Origin of the sequence: Salmonella sp. NW1250 (assembly GCF_051812965.1) — a bacterium.
In the GTDB taxonomy this organism is placed as follows: Bacteria; Pseudomonadota; Gammaproteobacteria; order Enterobacterales; family Enterobacteriaceae; genus Salmonella; species Salmonella enterica.
Window position 1 is genome coordinate 87,865 of sequence record NZ_JAMNDD010000003.1, and the last position, 20,163, is coordinate 108,027.

The 20,163-nt window shown below is 50.9% G+C and carries 19 protein-coding genes; 14 read left to right on the top strand and 5 right to left on the bottom strand.

The features are described 5' to 3' along the window. The first annotated feature begins 5 nt into the window (after positions 1 to 5). A complete protein-coding gene (gene prpE, locus NBA72_RS05990; RefSeq protein WP_042948176.1) occupies positions 6 to 1,892 on the top strand; it encodes a propionate--CoA ligase in 1,887 nt (628 codons plus the stop codon). 106 nt (positions 1,893 to 1,998) lie between these two features. Here prpE and hemB read toward each other — a convergent pair whose 3' ends face one another. Then, a complete protein-coding gene (gene hemB, locus NBA72_RS05995) occupies positions 1,999 to 2,973 on the bottom strand; it encodes a porphobilinogen synthase (protein WP_000130724.1) in 975 nt (324 codons plus the stop codon). Between the two features lie 512 nt (positions 2,974 to 3,485). On the opposite strand from hemB, the gene NBA72_RS06000 reads away from it, so the two are divergent. Together NBA72_RS06000 and iprA are read left to right on the top strand one after the other, a co-directional pair. After that, positions 3,486 to 6,431, top strand: coding sequence for an autotransporter outer membrane beta-barrel domain-containing protein (locus NBA72_RS06000; protein ID WP_042948175.1), 2,946 nt, complete (start codon positions 3,486 to 3,488; stop codon positions 6,429 to 6,431). Positions 6,432 to 6,516: 85 nt separating this feature from the next. Further along, positions 6,517 to 7,140 carry a hydrogen peroxide resistance inhibitor IprA gene (gene iprA / locus NBA72_RS06005; RefSeq protein WP_000950242.1) on the top strand — a complete coding sequence of 208 codons (624 nt, stop codon included), beginning with the start codon at positions 6,517 to 6,519 and terminating at the stop codon, positions 7,138 to 7,140. A gap of 43 nt (positions 7,141 to 7,183) precedes the next feature. Here the strand turns inward: iprA and ampH are convergent, their stop codons facing one another. Beyond that, positions 7,184 to 8,341, bottom strand: coding sequence for a D-alanyl-D-alanine-carboxypeptidase/endopeptidase AmpH (ampH, locus tag NBA72_RS06010; protein ID WP_000830777.1), 1,158 nt, complete (start codon positions 8,339 to 8,341; stop codon positions 7,184 to 7,186). Positions 8,342 to 8,687: 346 nt separating this feature from the next. Between ampH and sbmA the strand changes: the two genes are divergently transcribed. Both sbmA and yaiW read left to right on the top strand, forming a co-directional pair. Then, a complete protein-coding gene (sbmA, locus tag NBA72_RS06015) occupies positions 8,688 to 9,908 on the top strand; it encodes a peptide antibiotic transporter SbmA (RefSeq protein ID WP_000477024.1) in 1,221 nt (406 codons plus the stop codon). Positions 9,909 to 9,922: 14 nt separating this feature from the next. Then, positions 9,923 to 11,017: a surface-exposed outer membrane lipoprotein YaiW gene (gene yaiW, locus NBA72_RS06020; RefSeq protein WP_001271418.1), complete on the top strand. Its 1,095-nt coding sequence runs from the start codon at positions 9,923 to 9,925 to the stop codon at positions 11,015 to 11,017. 37 nt (positions 11,018 to 11,054) lie between these two features. Here the strand turns inward: yaiW and NBA72_RS06025 are convergent, their stop codons facing one another. After that, entirely contained in the window at positions 11,055 to 11,363 is a 309-nt protein-coding gene (locus NBA72_RS06025) for a YaiY family protein (protein ID WP_000763139.1), read from the bottom strand. A 267-nt stretch (positions 11,364 to 11,630) separates the two neighbouring features. On the opposite strand from NBA72_RS06025, the gene NBA72_RS06030 reads away from it, so the two are divergent. Further along, on the top strand, positions 11,631 to 11,846 hold the full coding sequence (locus NBA72_RS06030) for a DUF2754 family protein (protein WP_001239240.1): 216 nt from the start codon (positions 11,631 to 11,633) through the stop codon (positions 11,844 to 11,846). A 25-nt stretch (positions 11,847 to 11,871) separates the two neighbouring features. Here the strand turns inward: NBA72_RS06030 and ddlA are convergent, their stop codons facing one another. After that, positions 11,872 to 12,966 (bottom strand): D-alanine--D-alanine ligase, encoded by a 1,095-nt coding sequence (gene ddlA / locus NBA72_RS06035; protein ID WP_001096593.1) that lies wholly within the window; start codon positions 12,964 to 12,966, stop codon positions 11,872 to 11,874. A gap of 77 nt (positions 12,967 to 13,043) precedes the next feature. On the opposite strand from ddlA, the gene NBA72_RS06040 reads away from it, so the two are divergent. The 5 genes from NBA72_RS06040 (at position 13,044) to adrA (ending at position 17,571) form a co-directional block, all read left to right on the top strand. Beyond that, entirely contained in the window at positions 13,044 to 13,757 is a 714-nt protein-coding gene (locus NBA72_RS06040; protein ID WP_000480794.1) for an extensin-like domain-containing protein, read from the top strand. A 168-nt stretch (positions 13,758 to 13,925) separates the two neighbouring features. Continuing rightward, positions 13,926 to 15,137 carry a multidrug efflux MFS transporter gene (locus NBA72_RS06045; RefSeq protein ID WP_000446772.1) on the top strand — a complete coding sequence of 404 codons (1,212 nt, stop codon included), beginning with the start codon at positions 13,926 to 13,928 and terminating at the stop codon, positions 15,135 to 15,137. A 296-nt stretch (positions 15,138 to 15,433) separates the two neighbouring features. Further along, entirely contained in the window at positions 15,434 to 15,694 is a 261-nt protein-coding gene (gene iraP / locus NBA72_RS06050; RefSeq protein WP_001518423.1) for an anti-adapter protein IraP, read from the top strand. Positions 15,695 to 16,046: 352 nt separating this feature from the next. Then, positions 16,047 to 16,367, top strand: coding sequence for a phosphate starvation-inducible protein PsiF (gene psiF, locus NBA72_RS06055; RefSeq protein WP_017441686.1), 321 nt, complete (start codon positions 16,047 to 16,049; stop codon positions 16,365 to 16,367). Positions 16,368 to 16,458: 91 nt separating this feature from the next. Then, positions 16,459 to 17,571 (top strand): diguanylate cyclase AdrA, encoded by a 1,113-nt coding sequence (gene adrA / locus NBA72_RS06060; RefSeq protein ID WP_000484084.1) that lies wholly within the window; start codon positions 16,459 to 16,461, stop codon positions 17,569 to 17,571. A gap of 14 nt (positions 17,572 to 17,585) precedes the next feature. On the opposite strand, the gene proC is transcribed toward adrA, so the two are convergent. After that, entirely contained in the window at positions 17,586 to 18,395 is an 810-nt protein-coding gene (proC, locus tag NBA72_RS06065) for a pyrroline-5-carboxylate reductase (protein ID WP_042948168.1), read from the bottom strand. A 139-nt stretch (positions 18,396 to 18,534) separates the two neighbouring features. On the opposite strand from proC, the gene NBA72_RS06070 reads away from it, so the two are divergent. The 3 genes from NBA72_RS06070 to yaiA all read left to right on the top strand — a co-directional run bounded on the left by NBA72_RS06070 (position 18,535) and on the right by yaiA (position 19,938). Further along, positions 18,535 to 18,990: a YaiI/YqxD family protein gene (locus NBA72_RS06070; protein ID WP_000158137.1), complete on the top strand. Its 456-nt coding sequence runs from the start codon at positions 18,535 to 18,537 to the stop codon at positions 18,988 to 18,990. Between the two features lie 184 nt (positions 18,991 to 19,174). Then, positions 19,175 to 19,720 (top strand): shikimate kinase AroL, encoded by a 546-nt coding sequence (gene aroL, locus NBA72_RS06075; protein ID WP_000983569.1) that lies wholly within the window; start codon positions 19,175 to 19,177, stop codon positions 19,718 to 19,720. A gap of 26 nt (positions 19,721 to 19,746) precedes the next feature. Then, positions 19,747 to 19,938 (top strand): protein YaiA, encoded by a 192-nt coding sequence (gene yaiA / locus NBA72_RS06080; protein WP_001143161.1) that lies wholly within the window; start codon positions 19,747 to 19,749, stop codon positions 19,936 to 19,938. Positions 19,939 to 20,163 lie beyond the last annotated feature (225 nt).

Below are 20,163 nucleotides of genomic sequence, written 5' to 3' on the forward strand. Positions count from 1 at the left end.
GCGTGATGTCTTTTAGCGAATTTTATCAGCGTTCCATTAACGAACCGGAGGCGTTCTGGGCCGAGCAGGCCCGACGTATCGACTGGCGACAGCCGTTTACGCAGACGCTGGATCATAGCCGTCCACCGTTTGCCCGCTGGTTTTGCGGCGGCACCACTAACTTATGTCATAACGCCGTCGACCGCTGGCTGGATAAGCAGCCGGAGGCGCTGGCGCTGATTGCCGTCTCATCAGAGACCGATGAAGAGCGCACATTTACCTTCAGCCAGTTGCATGATGAAGTCAACGCTGTGGCCGCCATGCTGCTGTCGCTGGGCGTGCAGCGTGGCGATCGCGTATTGGTCTATATGCCGATGATTGCCGAAGCGCAGATAACCCTGCTGGCCTGTGCGCGCATTGGCGCGATCCATTCGGTGGTCTTTGGCGGTTTTGCCTCGCACAGCGTGGCGGCGCGCATTGACGATGCCAGACCGGCGCTGATTGTGTCGGCGGATGCCGGAGCGCGGGGCGGTAAAATCCTGCCGTATAAAAAGCTGCTTGATGACGCTATTGCGCAGGCGCAGCATCAGCCGAAACACGTTCTGCTGGTGGACAGAGGGCTGGCGAAAATGGCGTGGGTGGATGGGCGCGATCTGGATTTTTCCACGTTGCGCCAGCAGCATCTCGGCGCGAGCGTGCCGGTGGCGTGGCTGGAATCCAATGAAACCTCGTGCATTCTTTACACCTCCGGCACTACCGGCAAACCGAAAGGCGTCCAGCGCGACGTCGGCGGTTATGCGGTGGCGCTGGCAACCTCGATGGACACCATTTTTGGCGGCAAGGTGGGCGGCGTATTCTTTTGCGCATCGGATATCGGCTGGGTCGTCGGCCACTCCTATATCGTTTACGCGCCGCTGCTGGCAGGCATGGCGACGATTGTTTACGAAGGACTGCCGACGTACCCGGACTGCGGGGTCTGGTGGAAAATTGTCGAGAAATACCAGGTTAACCGGATGTTTTCCGCCCCGACCGCGATTCGCGTGCTGAAAAAATTCCCGACGGCGCAAATCCGCAATCACGATCTCTCCTCGCTGGAAGCGCTTTATCTGGCCGGTGAGCCGCTGGACGAGCCGACGGCCAGTTGGGTGACGGAAACGCTGGGCGTACCGGTCATCGACAATTATTGGCAGACGGAGTCAGGCTGGCCGATCATGGCGTTGGCCCGCGCGCTGGACGACAGGCCGTCGCGTCTGGGAAGTCCCGGCGTGCCGATGTACGGTTATAACGTCCAGCTACTCAATGAAGTCACCGGCGAACCTTGCGGCATAAATGAAAAGGGAATGCTGGTGATCGAAGGGCCGCTGCCGCCGGGCTGTATTCAGACTATTTGGGGCGACGATGCGCGTTTTGTGAAGACTTACTGGTCGCTGTTTGCCCGTCAGGTTTATGCCACCTTCGACTGGGGAATCCGCGACGCCGAGGGGTATTACTTTATTCTGGGCCGTACCGATGATGTGATTAATATTGCGGGCCATCGGCTGGGAACGCGAGAAATAGAAGAAAGTATCTCCAGCTACCCGAACGTAGCGGAAGTGGCGGTAGTGGGGATAAAAGACGCTCTGAAAGGGCAGGTTGCGGTGGCGTTTGTCATTCCGAAGCAGAGCGATACGCTGGCGGATCGCGAGGCGGCGCGCGACGAGGAAAACGCGATTATGGCGCTGGTGGACAACCAGATCGGTCACTTTGGTCGTCCGGCGCATGTCTGGTTTGTCTCGCAGCTCCCCAAAACGCGTTCCGGAAAGATGCTTCGCCGCACGATCCAGGCGATCTGCGAAGGCCGCGATCCGGGCGATCTGACAACCATTGACGATCCTGCGTCGTTGCAGCAAATTCGCCAGGCGATCGAGGAATAGCCGTAAGCCGGATAAGCCGCGTCCGGCAACGGGTTAGACTCAGCGACTGAATAGTGGGGTGTAAAGTCGGGAAAGGGCGGCGGCAGCGCGCCGCCCTGTAACAGAATTAACGCAGAATATTTTTCTCAGCCAGATCCAGCGCGAAGTAACTGAAAATCAAATCGGCGCCGGCGCGTTTAATCGAGCCCAGACTTTCCAGCACGACCTTTTCTTCATCGATGGCGCCAGCCATAGCAGCAAATTTAATCATGGCGTATTCACCGCTCACCTGGTAAGCGCCAAGCGGCAACTCTGTGCGTTCGCGGATTTCACGCAGCACGTCCAGATACGCGCCGGCCGGTTTCACCATTAAGCAATCCGCGCCCTGGGCTTCGTCGAGCAGTGATTCACGAATCGCTTCACGACGGTTCATCGGATTCATTTGATACGTCTTGCGGTCGCCTTTTAACGCGGTGCCCGCTGCTTCACGGAAGGGGCCGTAGAAAGAAGAGGCGAACTTGGTGGAGTAGGACATTATTGCCGTATCGGTAAAACCGGCGGCATCCAACGCCTGGCGGATAGCCTGGACTTGTCCATCCATTGCCGCGGAGGGCGCAATAAAATCTGCTCCAGCCGCCGCCGCGATAACGGCCTGCTTGCCGAGGTTGGCCAGCGTCGCATCGTTATCCACGCCGTGTTCGCACAACACGCCGCAGTGGCCGTGCGAGGTGTATTCGCAGAAGCAGGTGTCGGACATAACGATCATCTCCGGCACGGTTTGCTTACAGATGCGGGACATTCTTGCCACCAGGCCGTCTTCTTTCCAGGTATCGCTGCCGGTGTCATCAGTATGGTGAGAAATGCCGAAGGTCATAACGGAACGAATGCCAGCATTTGCGATACGTTCAATCTCTCGCGCCAGCTGCTTTTCCGGGATACGCATTACGCCGGGCATGGCATCAATAGCTTTGTAATCGTCGAGTTCTTCTTCAACAAAGATCGGCAACACCAGGTCGTTCAGGCTAAGTGTTGTCTCTTCAAACATAGCGCGCAGCGCAGCGGATTTGCGCAGGCGGCGAGGGCGATGGATAAGGTCTGTCATGGTCTGCCTGATGTTTGTGGAATCGAAGGCCCAGTATACCTGAATCTGCAGGCAGATGTTTTACGAAAACGGTCCTTAACGTAGCAGGCGCAGCCCCGGCGGCGGCAGAACATGGCGCTTCTTTTATATACCGAAGATTAATACCTCAGGCACTATATCATTTTAAATAAGAATTAGTTTTACGTTGTTTTTAGTTTTATTTCATCGTCATTTAAGTAAATGTGGGTTTCAACATTATTCATGTTTATTTTGTTTTTCTTTAATCCATATTTATCTTATATGTATTTTGTTTTTTTATTTTCTTGTAAGGTCATGAAAAAGAATGCTTTTCAATTATAAAATTTCCTTTTATTACGCCTTTTTAATTCATGTCCGAATCCGGACTGAGGATAAAGAATAATTGAACCTTTTAGCAATGACGCCGCATAATCCTTCTTGCTAAACATCTGTATGTTTTTATGCATTGATAATTGATGGATCAACTATATTACGTCCCTGAGGAGGGATGACAAATGCACTCCTGGAAAAAGAAACTTGTAGTCTCACAATTAGCATTGGCTTGCACTCTGGCAATCACTTCTCAGGCGAATGCTACTACTTATAACACTTTTGGGTATCATGACGACGCAACTACCCAGTACGCTGGGATCAATACTGACACCGATTATGTAACTTACGGTGGTTATGTTTATTACAATCCTGCAACTACCGATTTCGATCAATCCTTTAACAACGATACTGTAAATGGTGTTATTTCTACGTATTATCTGAACAATGACTACACCGCAGATTCTACGAATACACTGAATATCACCAATTCTACCATCCATGGCATGATTACTTCCCAACATATGTGGGATGACACAGCATATGTTGATCATGACTGGGATGATGGCGATACATTTACCCTCAATATCGCTAACTCCACTATCGATGATGATTATGAATATTTCTACTTCACCGATGATTATAATAATGCTGATGGAAAAGTTACTACGGAAGATTGGCGTACTTCCGAATTAGCTTCTTTAGGCACTGCTGTAACGTTGGATGTCGAAAGTAATATTAATATCACCAATAACTCTCGTGTTGCAGGTATTACTCTGAGCCAGGGCGATACTTACGACGCAACATATGCTACTGGTGGTGATAGCGCTTATGTTCATACTTGGGACAACACTATTGTCGTTGACAATTCCACTGTTACATCAGGGGCTGTGACTCCGCTTGAGGGTAGCGGTTGGTTTGGTAACTCTTCAGAGCCAAGCGATTATTCTGGCAACGCTGTTTATGATACAACGACAGGAACCTGGTACCATAATCCGAATGACACTGCTTTATCGTTCTCAGATGATCCTGACTCATACTATTCGATGAAGAACAACGTTACATTCACCAACGGTTCAACGTTGATGGGTGATGTTGTGTTTACGAGTAACTTCAACAATGCTGGCGACGCGAATGCTGATTCCAATGGCGATGGTGTTATCAACGCCAGCGATGGTTTCAGCAAAATCGGTTATGACACCAACAATGATGGTGTAGAGGATACGAATGGCGGTTGGAGTCACGATAACGATAACGTTGATGAACTGAACCTCAAACTGGATAACGGTAGTAAGTGGGTAGGTGACGCATACTTTACCTATGATCGTATCGATCCGACTGAGATGTACAATCTTGAAGATGGTACTAACAGCTTAGAACCTGATTCTGTTTTCGATAAATGGGGCAACGTTGTTGATGACAAGACCTTCCAGAGCGGTATCTTCACTGTAGCGCTGGATAACGGTTCTGAATGGGATACGGTAAACGCTTCAAACGTCGATACCCTAACTGTTAATAATGGTTCTCAGGTTAACGTAGCTGATAGTTCTTCTTTAATCGCAGACACCATCACATTGACCAATGGTTCAACAATGAACCTCAGTTCCTATGGCGAAGTTGATACCGATCACCTGACGGTTGATAGTTACAGTAAAGTTGATCTGACAAACGAAACTGCTTATCTGTATGCTAACACTATTACCGTATCAAACGGCGGTGAATTCAGCATCGGTGCTGGTGAATTTGATGCCGATTCTTTCGGTACGGATACTCTGGAACTGACCAACGCTGGTGTATTTAACATCAACAACAGCGACTATGTGCTGGATGCAGATTTGGTTAACGGCCACACCAACACAGCCGATACATCAAATGCTACCTATGGTTACGGTGTCATCGCTATGACTTCTGACGGTCATTTGACCGTGAATGGTAATGGTGATTATTACAACGGTGATAACACTGCCGATACTACTTACAGTGCTAACGGTGAAGCGGATAATAGCTACACTGACAACGTTGTAGCCGCAACTGGTAACTATAAAGTGCGCATCGACAACGCTACTGGTGCCGGTTCTGTTGCGGATTACAAAGGCAACGAGCTGATTCGTGTCAATGACGTAAACACCGACGCAACCTTCTCTGCAGCAAACAAAGCTGACCTGGGTGCTTACACCTATCAGGCTAAGCAGGAAGGCAACACTGTCGTGCTGGAACAGATGGAACTGACCGACTACGCTAACATGGCGCTGAGCATTCCTTCTGCGAACACCAATATCTGGAACCTGGAACAAGACACCGTTGGTACTCGTCTGACCAACGCTCGTCATGGCCTGGCGGATAACGGCGGCGCATGGGTAAGCTACTTCGGCGGTAACTTCAACGGCGACAACGGCACCATTAACTACGATCAGGATGTTAATGGCATCATGGTCGGTGTTGATACCAAAGTTGATGGTAACAACGCTAAGTGGATCGTTGGTGCGGCAGCAGGCTTCGCGAAAGGCGATCTGAGCGATCGTACCGGTCAGGTGGATCAGGACAGCCAGTCTGCCTACATCTACTCTTCCGCTCGTTTCGCAAACAACATCTTTGTTGACGGTAACTTGAGCTACTCTCACTTCAACAACGATTTGTCTGCTAACATGAGCGACGGTACTTACGTTGACGGCAACACCTCTTCTGACGCCTGGGGCTTCGGCTTGAAACTGGGTTATGATCTGAAGCTGGGTGATGCAGGCTACGTAACGCCTTACGGCAGCGTATCCGGTCTGTTCCAGTCTGGCGACGACTACCAGCTGAGCAACGACATGAAAGTTGACGGTCAGTCTTACGACAGCATGCGTTATGAACTCGGTGTAGATGCAGGTTATACCTTCACTTACAGCGAAGATCAGGCGTTGACCCCGTACTTCAAACTGGCTTACGTTTACGACGACTCCAACAACGATGCTGACGTAAACGGCGACTCTATCGACAACGGCGTAGAAGGTTCTGCGGTACGTGTTGGTCTGGGTACTCAGTTCAGCTTCACGAAGAACTTCAGCGCCTACACCGATGCTAACTACCTCGGCGGCGGTGATGTTGATCAAGACTGGTCTGCAAACGTTGGTGTTAAATATACCTGGTAATCATTTTCTCTCAGGAGAAATAAAGGTAATTTAAACTGAAAAATGCCCGTCAAGGACTTGACGGGCATTATTGCAAGGAATGCATATGTTATCTTTAAGCAAGCCACTACAGGAATTCTACAGACTCGATAAATGCCTTTCTAAGCATGGTACGCGTTTCGAGTTTGTTAATGATAAAGAGATTATCTGTTCACCTGATGAAAGTAATACCCATACCTTTGTTATTTTAGAGGGGGTTGTTTCGTTAGTTCGCGGTGATAAAGTTCTTATTGGTATTGTGCAGGCCCCCTTTATTTTCGGCTTAGCCGATGGTGTGGCGAAAAAAGAGGCACAATATAAATTAATTGCGGAGAGCGGTTGCATCGGTTATCGCCTCTCATCATCACAAACTCTCGCCATCATTGAGCAGAACCAACTGTGGCGTGAAGCCTTCTGTTGGATAGTATGGAAAAGTCAGGTACTGGAACTTCGTGACAAGCAGCTCATTGGTAATAATTCTTACGACCAGATTCGTGCGACGTTAATGACAATGATTGAGTGGGATGAAGAACTTCGCTCACGTATTGGTGTTATGAATTATATTCATCAACGAACGCGCGTATCGCGATCGGTGGTGGCGGAAGTTCTCGCGGCCCTGCGTAAGGGTAATTACATTGAAATGAATAAAGGCAAACTGATCAGTATTAACCGTTTGCCCTCCGAATATTAACAAAAGGTTGCGCCTCGTCTGATATAGCGCGAGGCGCGACGACTCAGGATGCAGGAATAGCAATCGGTTTATTGCCGCTTAGCTCAGTAACCAAATCGTTAATCCCGTCGCTCATATTGGTAAAACGAGTGAGGGGGGAACGGGTTACGACCACAAAAGCGCCAATATTATATTGCGGGATCATCGCCATATAGGTAATAAAACCGCCGCCGCCTCCTGTTTTCTGGATAATGCCAGGACGTCCGTCTTTTGGCGCCATATAGACCCAGCCCAGACCGAGCGCGTCGGCTTTACCCGGTACGTCCATCCCAATGATTTTCTTTAACTGTGTGCGCTGATAAATCAACGTTTGCATACGATCGGCCTGTTGGCTACGGTGATAGAAATCTGACGACAGATACTGTTGCATCCAGCGCATCATATCTCCTGGCGTAGAATAGACCCCACCGCTGCCAATGGCAGCCAGCGTATTATTACAGGGGCTTGCGCCTTTTTCTGCCACCATCAGACGCTTACACTGATCGGGAGAAGGGGTAAACGTGGTGTCTTTCATTCCCAGCGGGCGAGTAATCTTTTCTTCAAACAGTTGCGTATAAGGTTTGCCGGAGGCGGTCGCCAGCGCGTCGGCTAACAGGTCGAACGCCAGATTGGAATAGGCCGCCTGCGAGCCTGGCGCGACTTTTAACGTTGCTGTGGAGAGCCAGTTCCAGCGTTGTTCGCGGGTTGGCCAGACAAATACCGGACGATGCGCCGCGCCGCCGGGCTGTTCTCGCGGAAGCGCGCTGGTGTGGGTCGCTAAGTTGACCAACGTAATCGGCGTGCCTTGATACGTCGGGACATGCGCGCCGGGAGGCGCATATTTGCTGAGAGGATCGTTTAATTTTACCGTTCCCTGATCGAGCAATTTTACCAACATTTCACTGGTCATTAGCTTGGTGAGCGAAGCGATACGAATGACCGAATCAAGCTGTGGACGAACATTATTGCCCGGTCTGGTGTCACCGAAACTACGAAATACGCGTTGATTGCCGTCGATCACCACCAGCGCCATGCCCGTGGCGCCGCTACCATAAAAGATATGCTCGGCATAACGATCAACGATATCAGAGGCAAAAACCGGATCGGCAATCGGCTGAGCCGCCTGGACAGAAGTAAGGGATGCCGCAAACAGCATGGCAGTAAAAAGCAGACTACGTTTCAACGGTGATGTCCATAAGTGAAATAACGGTGGTTATGCGTATTTATACTACCCGGCGGCACATTGCAAAACGTTAAAGAGAAAAAAGTGGGTGAAAAAACGTAACGGCGGGTTTTCGTGATGGAGAATGTTTACTTTTGTGATAGAGCGCTTGTGATAACCTGATAGCGTCAGCCTGCCTGCTTAGGATGAAACTCGTCGAAACAATTCTGTTGAGCAGAAGTGCGAACTAAGCGTCACAACGTAGGTCACAATGCCTGGTTTAGCCCTTTCATTTGCGTGGGCATGGCGTGATATTGCCGTCATCACAGCAGCCGTAATAAAGAGAAGAAGTTAGCAGGAGAGCATGATGTTTAAATCTTTTTTCCCAAAGCCAGGGCCGTTTTTCATGTCGGCGTTTGTTTGGGCGCTGATCGCCGTCATTTTCTGGCAGGCGGGAGGAGGAGATTGGGTGGCGCGACTTGTGGGGGCATCCGATGAAGTGCCTATCAGCGCAGCGCGCTTCTGGTCGCTGGACTATCTGATTTTTTATGCTTATTACCTGATTTGCGTGGGTTTATTTGCAACGTTCTGGTTCATCTATAGCCCGCACCGCTGGCAGTACTGGTCGATACTTGGCACCTCGCTCATTATTTTTGTCACCTGGTTTTTGGTGGAGGTTGGCGTCGCGGTTAACGCCTGGTACGCGCCGTTCTATGATTTGATTCAAACGGCGCTCAGCTCGCCGCACAAGGTCACTCTTGGTCAATTTTATCATGAAGTGGGGGTGTTTCTCGGTATTGCGCTTATCGCCGTGGTGATCGGCGTGCTGAACAACTTCTTTGTCAGCCACTATGTATTTCGCTGGCGTACCGCAATGAATGAGCACTATATGGCGCACTGGCAGTACCTGCGCCATATCGAAGGGGCCGCCCAGCGTGTGCAGGAAGATACCATGCGTTTTGCCTCTACACTGGAGAATATGGGCGTGAGTTTTATCAATGCCATCATGACGCTCATCGCCTTTCTGCCGGTGTTAGTCACCCTGTCAGCGCATGTGCCGAATTTACCCATCGTAGGGCATATCCCTTACGGCCTGGTCATTGCCGCCATAGTCTGGTCATTAATGGGGACGGGCCTGCTGGCGGTCGTCGGGATCAAATTGCCGGGGCTGGAATTTAAAAATCAGCGAGTGGAAGCCGCTTATCGTAAGGAGCTGGTCTACGGTGAAGATGACGCCAGCCGCGCCACGCCGCCCACCGTCCGTGAACTGTTTAGCGCGGTGCGCCATAACTACTTTCGTCTCTACTTTCACTATATGTATTTCAACATCGCGCGCATTCTCTATTTGCAGGTCGATAACGTTTTCGGTTTGTTCCTGCTGTTTCCTTCCATTGTTGCCGGTACGATTACGCTGGGGCTGATGACGCAAATCACCAACGTGTTTGGCCAGGTGCGCGGTTCGTTCCAGTATTTGATTAACTCCTGGACGACTCTGGTGGAGCTGATGTCTATTTATAAACGTTTACGTAGCTTTGAACGCCAGTTGGATGGTCAGCCAGTTCAGGAAGTGACCCACTCTTTTAGCTAATAGAAGGAAACGTTATGTCGGCGGCGTCCCGTCTTTATCCTCTGCCTTTTCTGGCGGTCGCCATATTGGCTGGCTGTAGTAGTCAATCCGGGCAGCCGGTGAGCAAGGGCGAGAAGCCTGTCGACGTGGCAAGCGTAGTACGTCAGAAAATGCCGGCCAGTGTCAAAGACAGAGAGGCCTGGGCGAAAGATATCGCGACAACGTTTAAGAGCCAGGGGCTGGCGCCGACGGTAGAAAATATCTGTTCGGTGCTGGCTGTCGCCCAGCAGGAGTCCGGTTATCAGGCGGATCCTGTCGTGCCGGGGCTAAGTAAAATCGCCTGGCAGGAGATTGATCGCCGCGCTGAACGACTACACATTCCGCTGTTTCTGGTGCACACCGCGCTGAAAATTAACTCCCCCAACGGCAAGAGCTATAGCGAACGCCTGGACACGGTAAAAACCGAAAAACAGCTTAGCGCTATTTTTGACGATTTTATCAATATGGTTCCTATGGGGCAGACGCTATTTGGCTCATATAACCCGGTGCATACGGGCGGCCCGATGCAGGTCAGCATTGCCTTTGCCGAACAGCACGCGAAAGGCTATCCGTGGAAGATGGCGGGTACGGTACGTCAGGAGGTCTTTACGCGCCGTGGCGGATTGTGGTTTGGAACCTACCATTTGCTGAATTACCCGGCGAACTACAGCGCGCCTGTTTTCCGCTTCGCCGACTTCAACGCGGGATGGTACGCCAGCCGTAACGCTGCGTTCCAGAATGCCGTCAGTAAAGCCAGTGGGGTAAAACTGGCGCTGGATGGCGATCTGATTCGTTATAACAGCAAGGAGCCGGGCAAAACAGAGTTAGCGGTGCGCAAACTGGCAGGGCAGTTGGGAATGAGTGAGCGTGAAATTCGCAGCCAACTGGAGAAAGGCGATAGCCTGGCGTTTGAAAAAACGGCGCTCTACAAGAAAGTCTATAAACTGGCCGAGGCCAAAACGGGCAAGACGCTTGCGCGGGAAATGTTGCCCGGTATTCAACTGGAAAGCCCGAAGATCACGCGCAAGCTGACGACCGCCTGGTTTGCTAAACGAGTTGATGAGCGGCGGGCGCGGTGTATGGGGCGATAAATTTCGCGCTGGGATACTTTCTCCAGCGCGCTAAGGTTTATTGGTGACGGTGACGCCAGCGTAAAAACGCGGCGATAACGGCGAAAATGAGGCAGCCCGTGAGGAAGGGCACCAGGCCAAAAATCGTCCCGACGCCCAGCCCAATCTCTACCCGCGGTCGACCTGTATCCTGTACCTGCATCAGATGCTCATAGATGCCCGGCGCATGAACCAGCAGGTTTAAGAGTTGCGCTCCGGCCCAGAAGCAAAACAGTACAAATATGGCGTAAGCAATATTTCCGGGCGTAGAGGAGGTTTCTCGATGCTTCCCGCTGAACAGCGATTTTGAGAGAGTGAAATCAGCCATAAAGACCTCCAGGATGATCGGCTACGATCTGGCGTTATGCCATCGGCTTACTGTGAAGTCTGACAGGTCATTGTGTTTGTCAATATCAGAATCATGGTAATTTCACATACGGAATGTATCCATCGCGTAAATTTTTGTTAGTTGTCACAAAACGATCACTTTTATCAAAATCAATTAACATTTAAGAAATTCCGTATCCCCCACAGACTCGTCCGCCAGAAGTATGCAAAAATACGTTTTTGTTGCTGTTAATACGTCGGAGTCGTTATGCGTTTGCCTGTAAAAATTCGTCGTGACTGGCACTACTATGCCTTCTCTATTGGCCTTATCTTTATTTTGAATGGCGTCGTAGGATTGCTGGGTTTTGAGGCGAAAGGATGGCAAACCTATGGCGTTGGGCTGGTAACGTGGATTATTAGCTTCTGGCTGGCGGGGTTCATCATTCGCCGGCGCGAAGATGATGAGGTAAAAGACGCCCGATAAACGTTGCGCTATCGGGCGTGCGCTATTACATCGTGGTTTTTAAGGCGTTATTCGCCGTATGGCGTTCCAGCGCCAGCTCAATCAGACGGCTGATCAAATCGGTATAGCCCAGTCCGCTCGCCTGCCAGAGTTTTGGATACATACTGATATTGGTAAAACCTGGCAGCGTATTGATCTCGTTAATCACGACCTCATTGTCTGCCGTTAAGAAGACATCGACACGCGCCATACCCGCGCATCCCAGCGTCTGATAAGCCTGGATCGCGATCGCGCGGATCTTGTCATTTACCCCGGAAGGAAGCTGTGCAGGCACGACAACTTGTGCGCCGTTATCATCAATATACTTAGTATCGTAGGCGTAAAATTCGCTATTCAGTACGATTTCGCCGCAGGTACTGGCCTGTGGGTTATCGTTACCTAATACGGCGCATTCGATCTCGCGCCCTTTGATCCCTTGCTCCACCACCACTTTATGATCGAATTCGAAAGCCAGCGCGACCGCCTGCTGATATTGCGCTTCGTTAGCGACTTTACTGACGCCGACCGAAGAGCCCTGATTGGCGGGCTTAACGAACAGCGGCAGTCCCAGACGGGATTCAACCTCGGCAAAACTAAACGCGTGACGATTCGTTCGGGTGAGTGTAATAAACGGGGCGATATTCAGTCCTGCATCGCGTAGCAGTCGTTTGGCGACGTCTTTATCCATGCAGGCTGCGGAGCTCAGCACGTCTGAACCGACAAACGGTAAGTTTGCGACGCGCAGCATCCCCTGCAATGAGCCGTCTTCGCCCAGCGTACCGTGGACGATAGGAAAAATAACATCTACCGTCGGTAGCGGCTGCCCGTTCTGAGCGTTAATCAATTGGTGTTGGTGTTTGCCAGGCACCTGGGCCAGACTGATTGCCGAAGGACGTAGCGCGATATGTGCCGGATCGTCTGCATTCTGCAAATAATTTTCCGCATCGTTAACATGCCATTGTCCTGCCTTATCTATCCCTAACAGCACCACGTCGAAGCGGGTTTTATCGATCGCATCAACGATATTTTTCGCTGATTGCAAAGACACTTCATGTTCCGCCGACTTACCGCCAAATACTATTCCTACCCGCAATTTCGCCATCTTAAAAACCCATTCCATCGAATGCAAAGCGTATACATTACCACGACAAAACGCGGGTTTCGCGGGGTTCTGCCATAATGTTTATGGGATGTGAGAACGGAGGCCGCGTGAGAGGTAAGGGTTTTCTGATTATTGTGCTGTTGGGCGGCATTGGCGGGCTGGGATATCGTTATCTTCCCTCTTATTATAATCCTTTTGCTCCGCTACAACTTGCCGATCCGCCAGGCTGGATCACGACCTTCAAACTACAGCGCCTGACGCCGTCGCAGTGCCGGGAGCTGTTGACGGCGGCCAATCAACAGGGATTAATTTCATCACAACCTGTTGCGGATAGCGCTGGTGAATGTCCCTTGTCCCATGTTGTGCGCGTCAGAGATTTTGGTCAGGTCAAACTGAGCAGCAGTTTTTTAGCCTCCTGCCCGCTGGCGCTGCGCTCCGCGCTGTTTGTCGAACAGCAGGCAAAACCTTTAACAGAAACGTGGATGAAGCGCCGCCTGACCCGCATCGAACATCTGGGCAGCTATGCCTGCCGTAATATTTATCACCGCCCGGATGCGCGTCGCAGTGAACATGCCAGCGCAGAAGCGCTGGATGTCAGCGGGTTTCAGCTATCAGATGGCCGAAAAATCACTGTTCTGCGCGGCTGGGGGCGTCAGGAGACGGGGCCCTGGTTACGCGCTATGTTAAACGCCAGTTGCCATTATTATGGCAATGGGCTCGGGCCTGACTATAACGCTGCTCATGCTAACCATTTTCATCTTGGAATGCGGGGCTACGGCGTGTGTCGTTAAAGCATAAACGTCTGCCTTGCGCGGCTATATAATGTGACATGTTTCACAAAAATGATGAACGGGGAGACAAAATAGCAAAGTGTGACGTATCGCACCTCTGGAACCACCAGGAAAAAGAGAACTTGCTAAGCTAACGCGTATTTTCAGCTACTTACCGTTACGAGTCTTATGGAATCCTGGAAAGTTAATCTAATTTCCGTTTGGTTTGGATGTTTTTTTACCGGGCTGGCAATCAGCCAAATCCTGCCATTCTTACCCCTTTATATTTCCCAGCTTGGCGTCTCTTCCCATGAAGCGTTATCAATGTGGTCCGGGTTAACGTTTAGCATCACGTTTCTTATTTCCGCCATTGTGTCGCCGATGTGGGGTAGTCTCGCCGATCGTAAAGGGCGTAAACTGATGCTATTGCGTGCGTCGCTCGGGATGGCGATAGCTATTCTACTGCAGGCATTTGCGACCCATGTCTGGCAACTTTTCCTGCTGCGCGGAATCATGGGGTTAACGTCAGGCTATATCCCCAATGCCATGGCGCTGGTAGCCTCTCAGGTACCACGCGAACGTAGCGGCTGGGCGCTCAGTACGCTTTCTACCGCGCAGATCAGCGGCGTTATCGGCGGGCCGTTAATGGGCGGCTTTGTCGCGGATCATATCGGGCTGCGGGCGGTATTTCTGATTACCGCCATGCTGTTGGTGGTGAGCTTTCTGGTCACGCTATTTTTAATTAAAGAAGGCGTGCGTCCGGTCATCAGGAAAAGCGAACGCCTGAGCGGTAAAGCCGTTTTTGCGTCGTTACCTTATCCTGCGCTGGTGATCAGTTTGTTTTTTACCACGATGGTCATTCAACTCTGTAATGGTTCCATCAGTCCAATCCTGGCGCTGTTTATCAAATCAATGATGCCGGACAGTAATAACATCGCCTTTCTTAGCGGGTTAATTGCCTCGGTGCCCGGTATCTCCGCGCTTATCTCCGCGCCTCGCCTGGGAAAACTTGGCGACAGAATCGGCACGGAAAGAATTCTGATGGCCACGCTTATCTGCGCAGTGCTGCTTTTCTTCGCGATGTCCTGGGTCACCACGCCGTTCCAGTTGGGGCTGTTGCGTTTCTTGTTGGGCTTTGCCGATGGCGCGATGTTACCCGCCGTACAAACGTTATTGGTGAAATACTCCAGCGACCAAATTACCGGACGTATTTTTGGCTACAACCAGTCATTTATGTATCTGGGCAACGTGGTTGGGCCGTTGATGGGCGCGACGGTATCGGCGATGGCCGGTTTCCGCTGGGTTTTTATCGCTACGGCGGCGATCGTGTTGATCAATATCGGGCAACTGACCCTGGCGTTACGTCGTCGGCGTAACGCGCAAAAAGCGAAAGGCCAATAGCGGTGCATCGTAACGGCGCTTCTGCCGTTACGATATGGTTTAAATTAAAAGATATATTCTTTATCCGTGAAGTTTTTCTATAGATGGCATAACCTTAAATTATGATATAGCGTGATTATTGTTTTTTGATGGTTTATTATCGTCTCGTTTACGGCCTGAGAAACGTTTCGCTGCGGCGACAGTGATAATTATTTGTGTAAAGTTCTTCCTGTATCATAAAAATAGTACTTTCAGCCTCTAGGCAGTGGTTCTTCATAGTGATAACGTCACCCTGGAACTAATAAGGAAATATGGTCATGAAAAATCTCATAGCAGAGTTGTTGCTTAAGCTAGCCCAAAAAGAAGAAGAGTCGAAAGAACTGGTTGCTCAGGTAGAAGCGTTAGAGATTATCGTCACAGCAATGTTACGTAACATGGCGCAAAACGAGCAGGAGATGTTGATACGTCAGGTAGAGGGGGCACTTGAAGGCGTAAAGCCGGATGCCAGCGTTCCTGATCACGATACGGAATTGCTGCGCCAATATGTAAAAAAGTTGCTGAGACACCCCCGGCACTAATCGTATTTTAAAACAATACAGTTGTTATAACGTTACTTTTATGAAATACCATAGCCGCTTCGTTTTTATTTTCTTCTGGGTAATACAGAGCAAAATAAAAACGAAGCGGCTATGGTAATAACAGTGTAACGTTATGCGCTGTTCTTCTGCATCCTGCCAGTGTGACTGTGGATAATCGAATTGCACATTAGCCTACGGTTTGTCAATCAATAAAACATCTATTGCTAACGGTAAGTAATACTTTTACAGCCGGGTGGTATTTTTGCCAGTAACAGCCAGACTTATATAAAGTCCCTGGGATATTTCCCAAAGGGACAACGTGTAATGCGTACACTGACAAAAGGATGGTGCTATGAAAATAACATTACTGGTGACTTTACTTTTTGGCCTGGTCTTTTTAACGACCGTTGGTGCAACCGAAAAACCGTTAACGCCGCAACAGCAGCGCATGACGACCTGTAATCAGCAGGCGACAGCGCAAGCGTTGAAAGGCGATGCGCGTAAAACCTACCTTAGCGACTGCCTGAAAAACAGTCAGTCAGCCCCTGGCGAGAAAAGCCTGACGCCACAACAGCAGAAAATGCGTGAATGCAATGTTCAGGCGACGGAACAATCACTGAAAGGCGATGACCGTAGCAAGTTTATGAGCGCCTGCCTGAAAAAAGCGGCGTAGTGCTATCGGGTGAGTCCTGAAAAACACTCACCCGAAATTTCATACTCCCTCCATGCGCTCTGTTTCTATAATTTGGGAAAATTGTTTCTAAATGTTCCCAAAAATAATGAATGATGAAAATTTTTACCGAAAAGCGGTTGAACAGGCGGTAGCGCCGCCTGACCCTCCTGATGATCGTCAGCGCTCCGGGTTGCGCTTCGCCCGGCGCATCAGGCTACCGCGCGCGGTGGGGTTAGGGGGGATGTTTTTACCGGTGGCCGCCGTGTTAGTGTCGCAACCTGTCTTTGGCGGCTGGTGGCTATTGCTGGTCGGCTGGTCTTTTGTCTGGCCGCATCTGGCGTGGCAGTGGGCGGCGAAAGCCCTTGATCCGCTACGCCAGGAAATTTACAACCTGAAAGTGGATGCGATCCTCTCCGGCATGTGGATCGCGTTGATGGGCGTCAATATGTTGCCTGCCGCCGCGCTGTTTATGATGATGAGCATGAATCTGATGGGCGCTGGCGGGCGGCGGCTATTCACTGTCGGAATGGGCCTTTTGCTGGCGTCATGTCTGGTGACGTTGCAGCTTACCGGGCTACCCGTCGCGATGCGAAGCTCGTCGCTGGAAGTCACGCTCTCTTTGCCCGTCATTATGTTGTATCCGCTTCTGTTCGCCTGGGTAAGTTATCAAACGGCCATTAAATTAGCGGAACATAAGCGACGCTTGCAGGCGATGAGCTCGCGGGATGGCATGACCGGCGTCTATAACCGACGCCACTGGGAAATTTTATTACGTAATGAATTCGATCACAGCCGACGCCACCATCGGGAGGCGACATTGTTGATTATCGACATCGATCATTTTAAGAGCATTAACGACACCTGGGGGCATGATGTTGGGGATGAGGCTATTATTGCCCTGACGCGTCAATTACAGTTAACGCTACGCGGGAGTGATATTATCGGGCGCTTTGGCGGCGACGAATTTGCGGTGATTATGTGCGGAACGCCGGCAGACAGCGCGATTACCGCCATGTCGCGAGTGCATGAACGGCTAAATACCTTACGCTTGCCGGGCGCGCCGCAGGTCATGTTACGTATCAGCGTGGGCGTGGCGCCGTTAACGCCACAAATCGGTCATTATCGGGAATGGTTAAAGTCTGCGGATATGGCGCTTTACAAAGCAAAGAATGCCGGACGTAACCGCACCGAAGTGGCGGCATGACGTCCAGCCGGGCTTCAGGATTTACTGAGCGCCTCTGATTTTTCCATACACTTCGTCATCGCTTCTATTACCGCAGCGCGGAAGCCACGTTCTTCCAGAACGCGTACGGCTTCAATCGTCGTTCCGCCAGGCGAGCACACCATATCTTTCAGTTCGCCGGGATGCTTTCCGGTTTCGAGTACCATTTTCGCCGATCCCATAACGGCCTGCGCGGCGAATTTATAAGACTGAGCGCGAGGCATACCGCCAAGAACGGCTGCGTCCGCCATCGCCTCGATAAACATAAAGACATAGGCCGGCGAAGATCCGCTCACGCCAACCACCGGATGGATCATCGGCTCAGCAATCACCTCCGCCTCGCCAAAGCAGCGGAAAATATTCAGGACATCAGCCGTATCTTCCGGTGTGACCAGCGCGTTGGGCGTGACGGAGGTCATTCCTGCGTTGACCAGCGACGGCGTATTCGGCATAGCGCGAATGATTTTACGGTCGTGTCCCAGCGCGCGCGCAAGCTGATCAAGCGTTACGCCTGCGGCGATAGAGACTACCAGCGAGTCTTTGTTCAGGCTGGAGGAGATTTCACTGAGCACTTTCACCATAATGCCCGGTTTTACCGCGCCGAAAACGATATCCGCGACCTGAGCGACCTCCTGTGCGCTTTGCGCCGCATTAATGCCGTACTGATCATGCAGGGCGGCGACTTTATCGGGGGAGGGGGTGTAGACCCAGATCTGGCCGGGAAGTACCTGACCGCTGGCAATCAGTCCGCCAAGAATAGCCTTGCCCATATTACCGCAGCCAATAAAACCGATTTTCTTCTCCATCTCGTCACTCCCTATGTTTGTGTGTTATGGGGAATGGTTAGCTTAACGCGGATTGAAAACGGGCAGAAGGAGAAACAGCACTTTGATGAAAGACAAAAGCGCGAGACAATAAAAGATTGTATATCGTACGGGAGACATTATGACCATCTGGGTGGATGCGGATGCGTGTCCGAATGTCATTAAAGAAATTTTGTACCGCGCCGCCGAGCGGATGCAGTTGCCGCTTATTCTGGTTGCCAATCAGGCCTTGCGCGTGCCGCCTTCGCGTTTTATCCGCACGCTCCGCGTGGCCGCCGGGTTTGACGTGGCGGATAACGAAATTGTGCGTCAATGCGAAGCGGGCGATCTGGTGATTACCGCGGATATTCCGTTGGCGGCTGAAGTGCTGGAAAAAGGCGCTGCGGCTCTTAATCCCCGGGGAGAACGCTATAGCGACGCCACGATTCGCGAACGTCTGACGATGCGTGACTTTATGGACACGCTACGCGCCAGCGGCGTACAAACGGGGGGACCAAACACTCTCTCGCCGCGCGATCGTCAGCATTTTGCCGCCGAGCTGGATAAGTGGTGGCTGGAAAGCCAGCGTAAAAAATAAATCCTGTAATGAAAAATTTACAGTTTATTCATTTCTGATTCTTGCTATAGTACTAATATTGTGACTTTAGTATCTTTGTGTAAATTATTATTTACATTTATGCGTTGTACTAGTTAGATGATATGATTATAACATTGCTGATATCAAATCCTGCGTATGCGCAGCTCCTGGGGGAACGCCTGCTATGATGCAACCTCTTTATCTTGTTGGCCCGCGGGGCTGTGGGAAAACCACCATCGGTATGGCGCTGGCGCAGGCAACCGGTTTTCGGTTTGCAGATACCGACCGCTGGCTGCAATCGCACGTGCAGATGAGCGTCGCTGATATCGTTGAAAAAGAAGGCTGGGGAGGGTTCCGCGCCCGGGAAACCGCGGCCCTGGAGGCGGTAAGCGCGCCTTCGACTGTCGTGGCGACGGGGGGCGGTATTATTCTCACGGAGTATAACCGACGTTATATGCACCGTGTTGGCGTAGTGATTTATCTGTGCGCGCCGGTATCCACGCTGGTTAACCGGCTTGAGGCTGAACCTGAAGCGGATCTGCGCCCGACCCTCACCGGCAAGCCGTTGAGCGAAGAGGTTCGGGAAGTGCTTGAGCAGCGTGACGCGTTGTATCGCGAAACGGCGCATTACATTATTGACGCGACGAAAGCGCCGGCCCAGGTCGTTTCTGAAATTATTGCGGCGCTGCCGCCGTCGACGCAACGGTTACAGGGAGATGTCTATACTTAACGCTCACCCAGAATAAAGGAAACGCTATGCCAACCAGACCACCTTATCCGCGGGAAGCTTATATCGTCACCATTGAAAAAGGCACGCCGGGCCAGACGGTGACGTGGTATCAGCTACGGGCTGACCATCCGAAACCTGATTCGCTCATCAGCGAGCATCCGACCGCAGAAGAAGCGATGGATGCGAAAAAACGTTACGAAGATCCGGATAAATCATAGACGCATGAACCACTCGGAAGGGATTCTGAGTACCCCTAAATTGTATCTCCATCACATTCTTGAAACATTTATACTGGCAACTAAAACCGTAAATTAAGCGATAACAATACAATATTGGAGTTATTTGGAATCTTTACACAATACGTTGCTCATCTGCTGCTACGCTTTCTGAGATTTGTAGGGCAGGTAGCGCGGTGAGCGTGTGAATATTTGCCCGGGAATTAC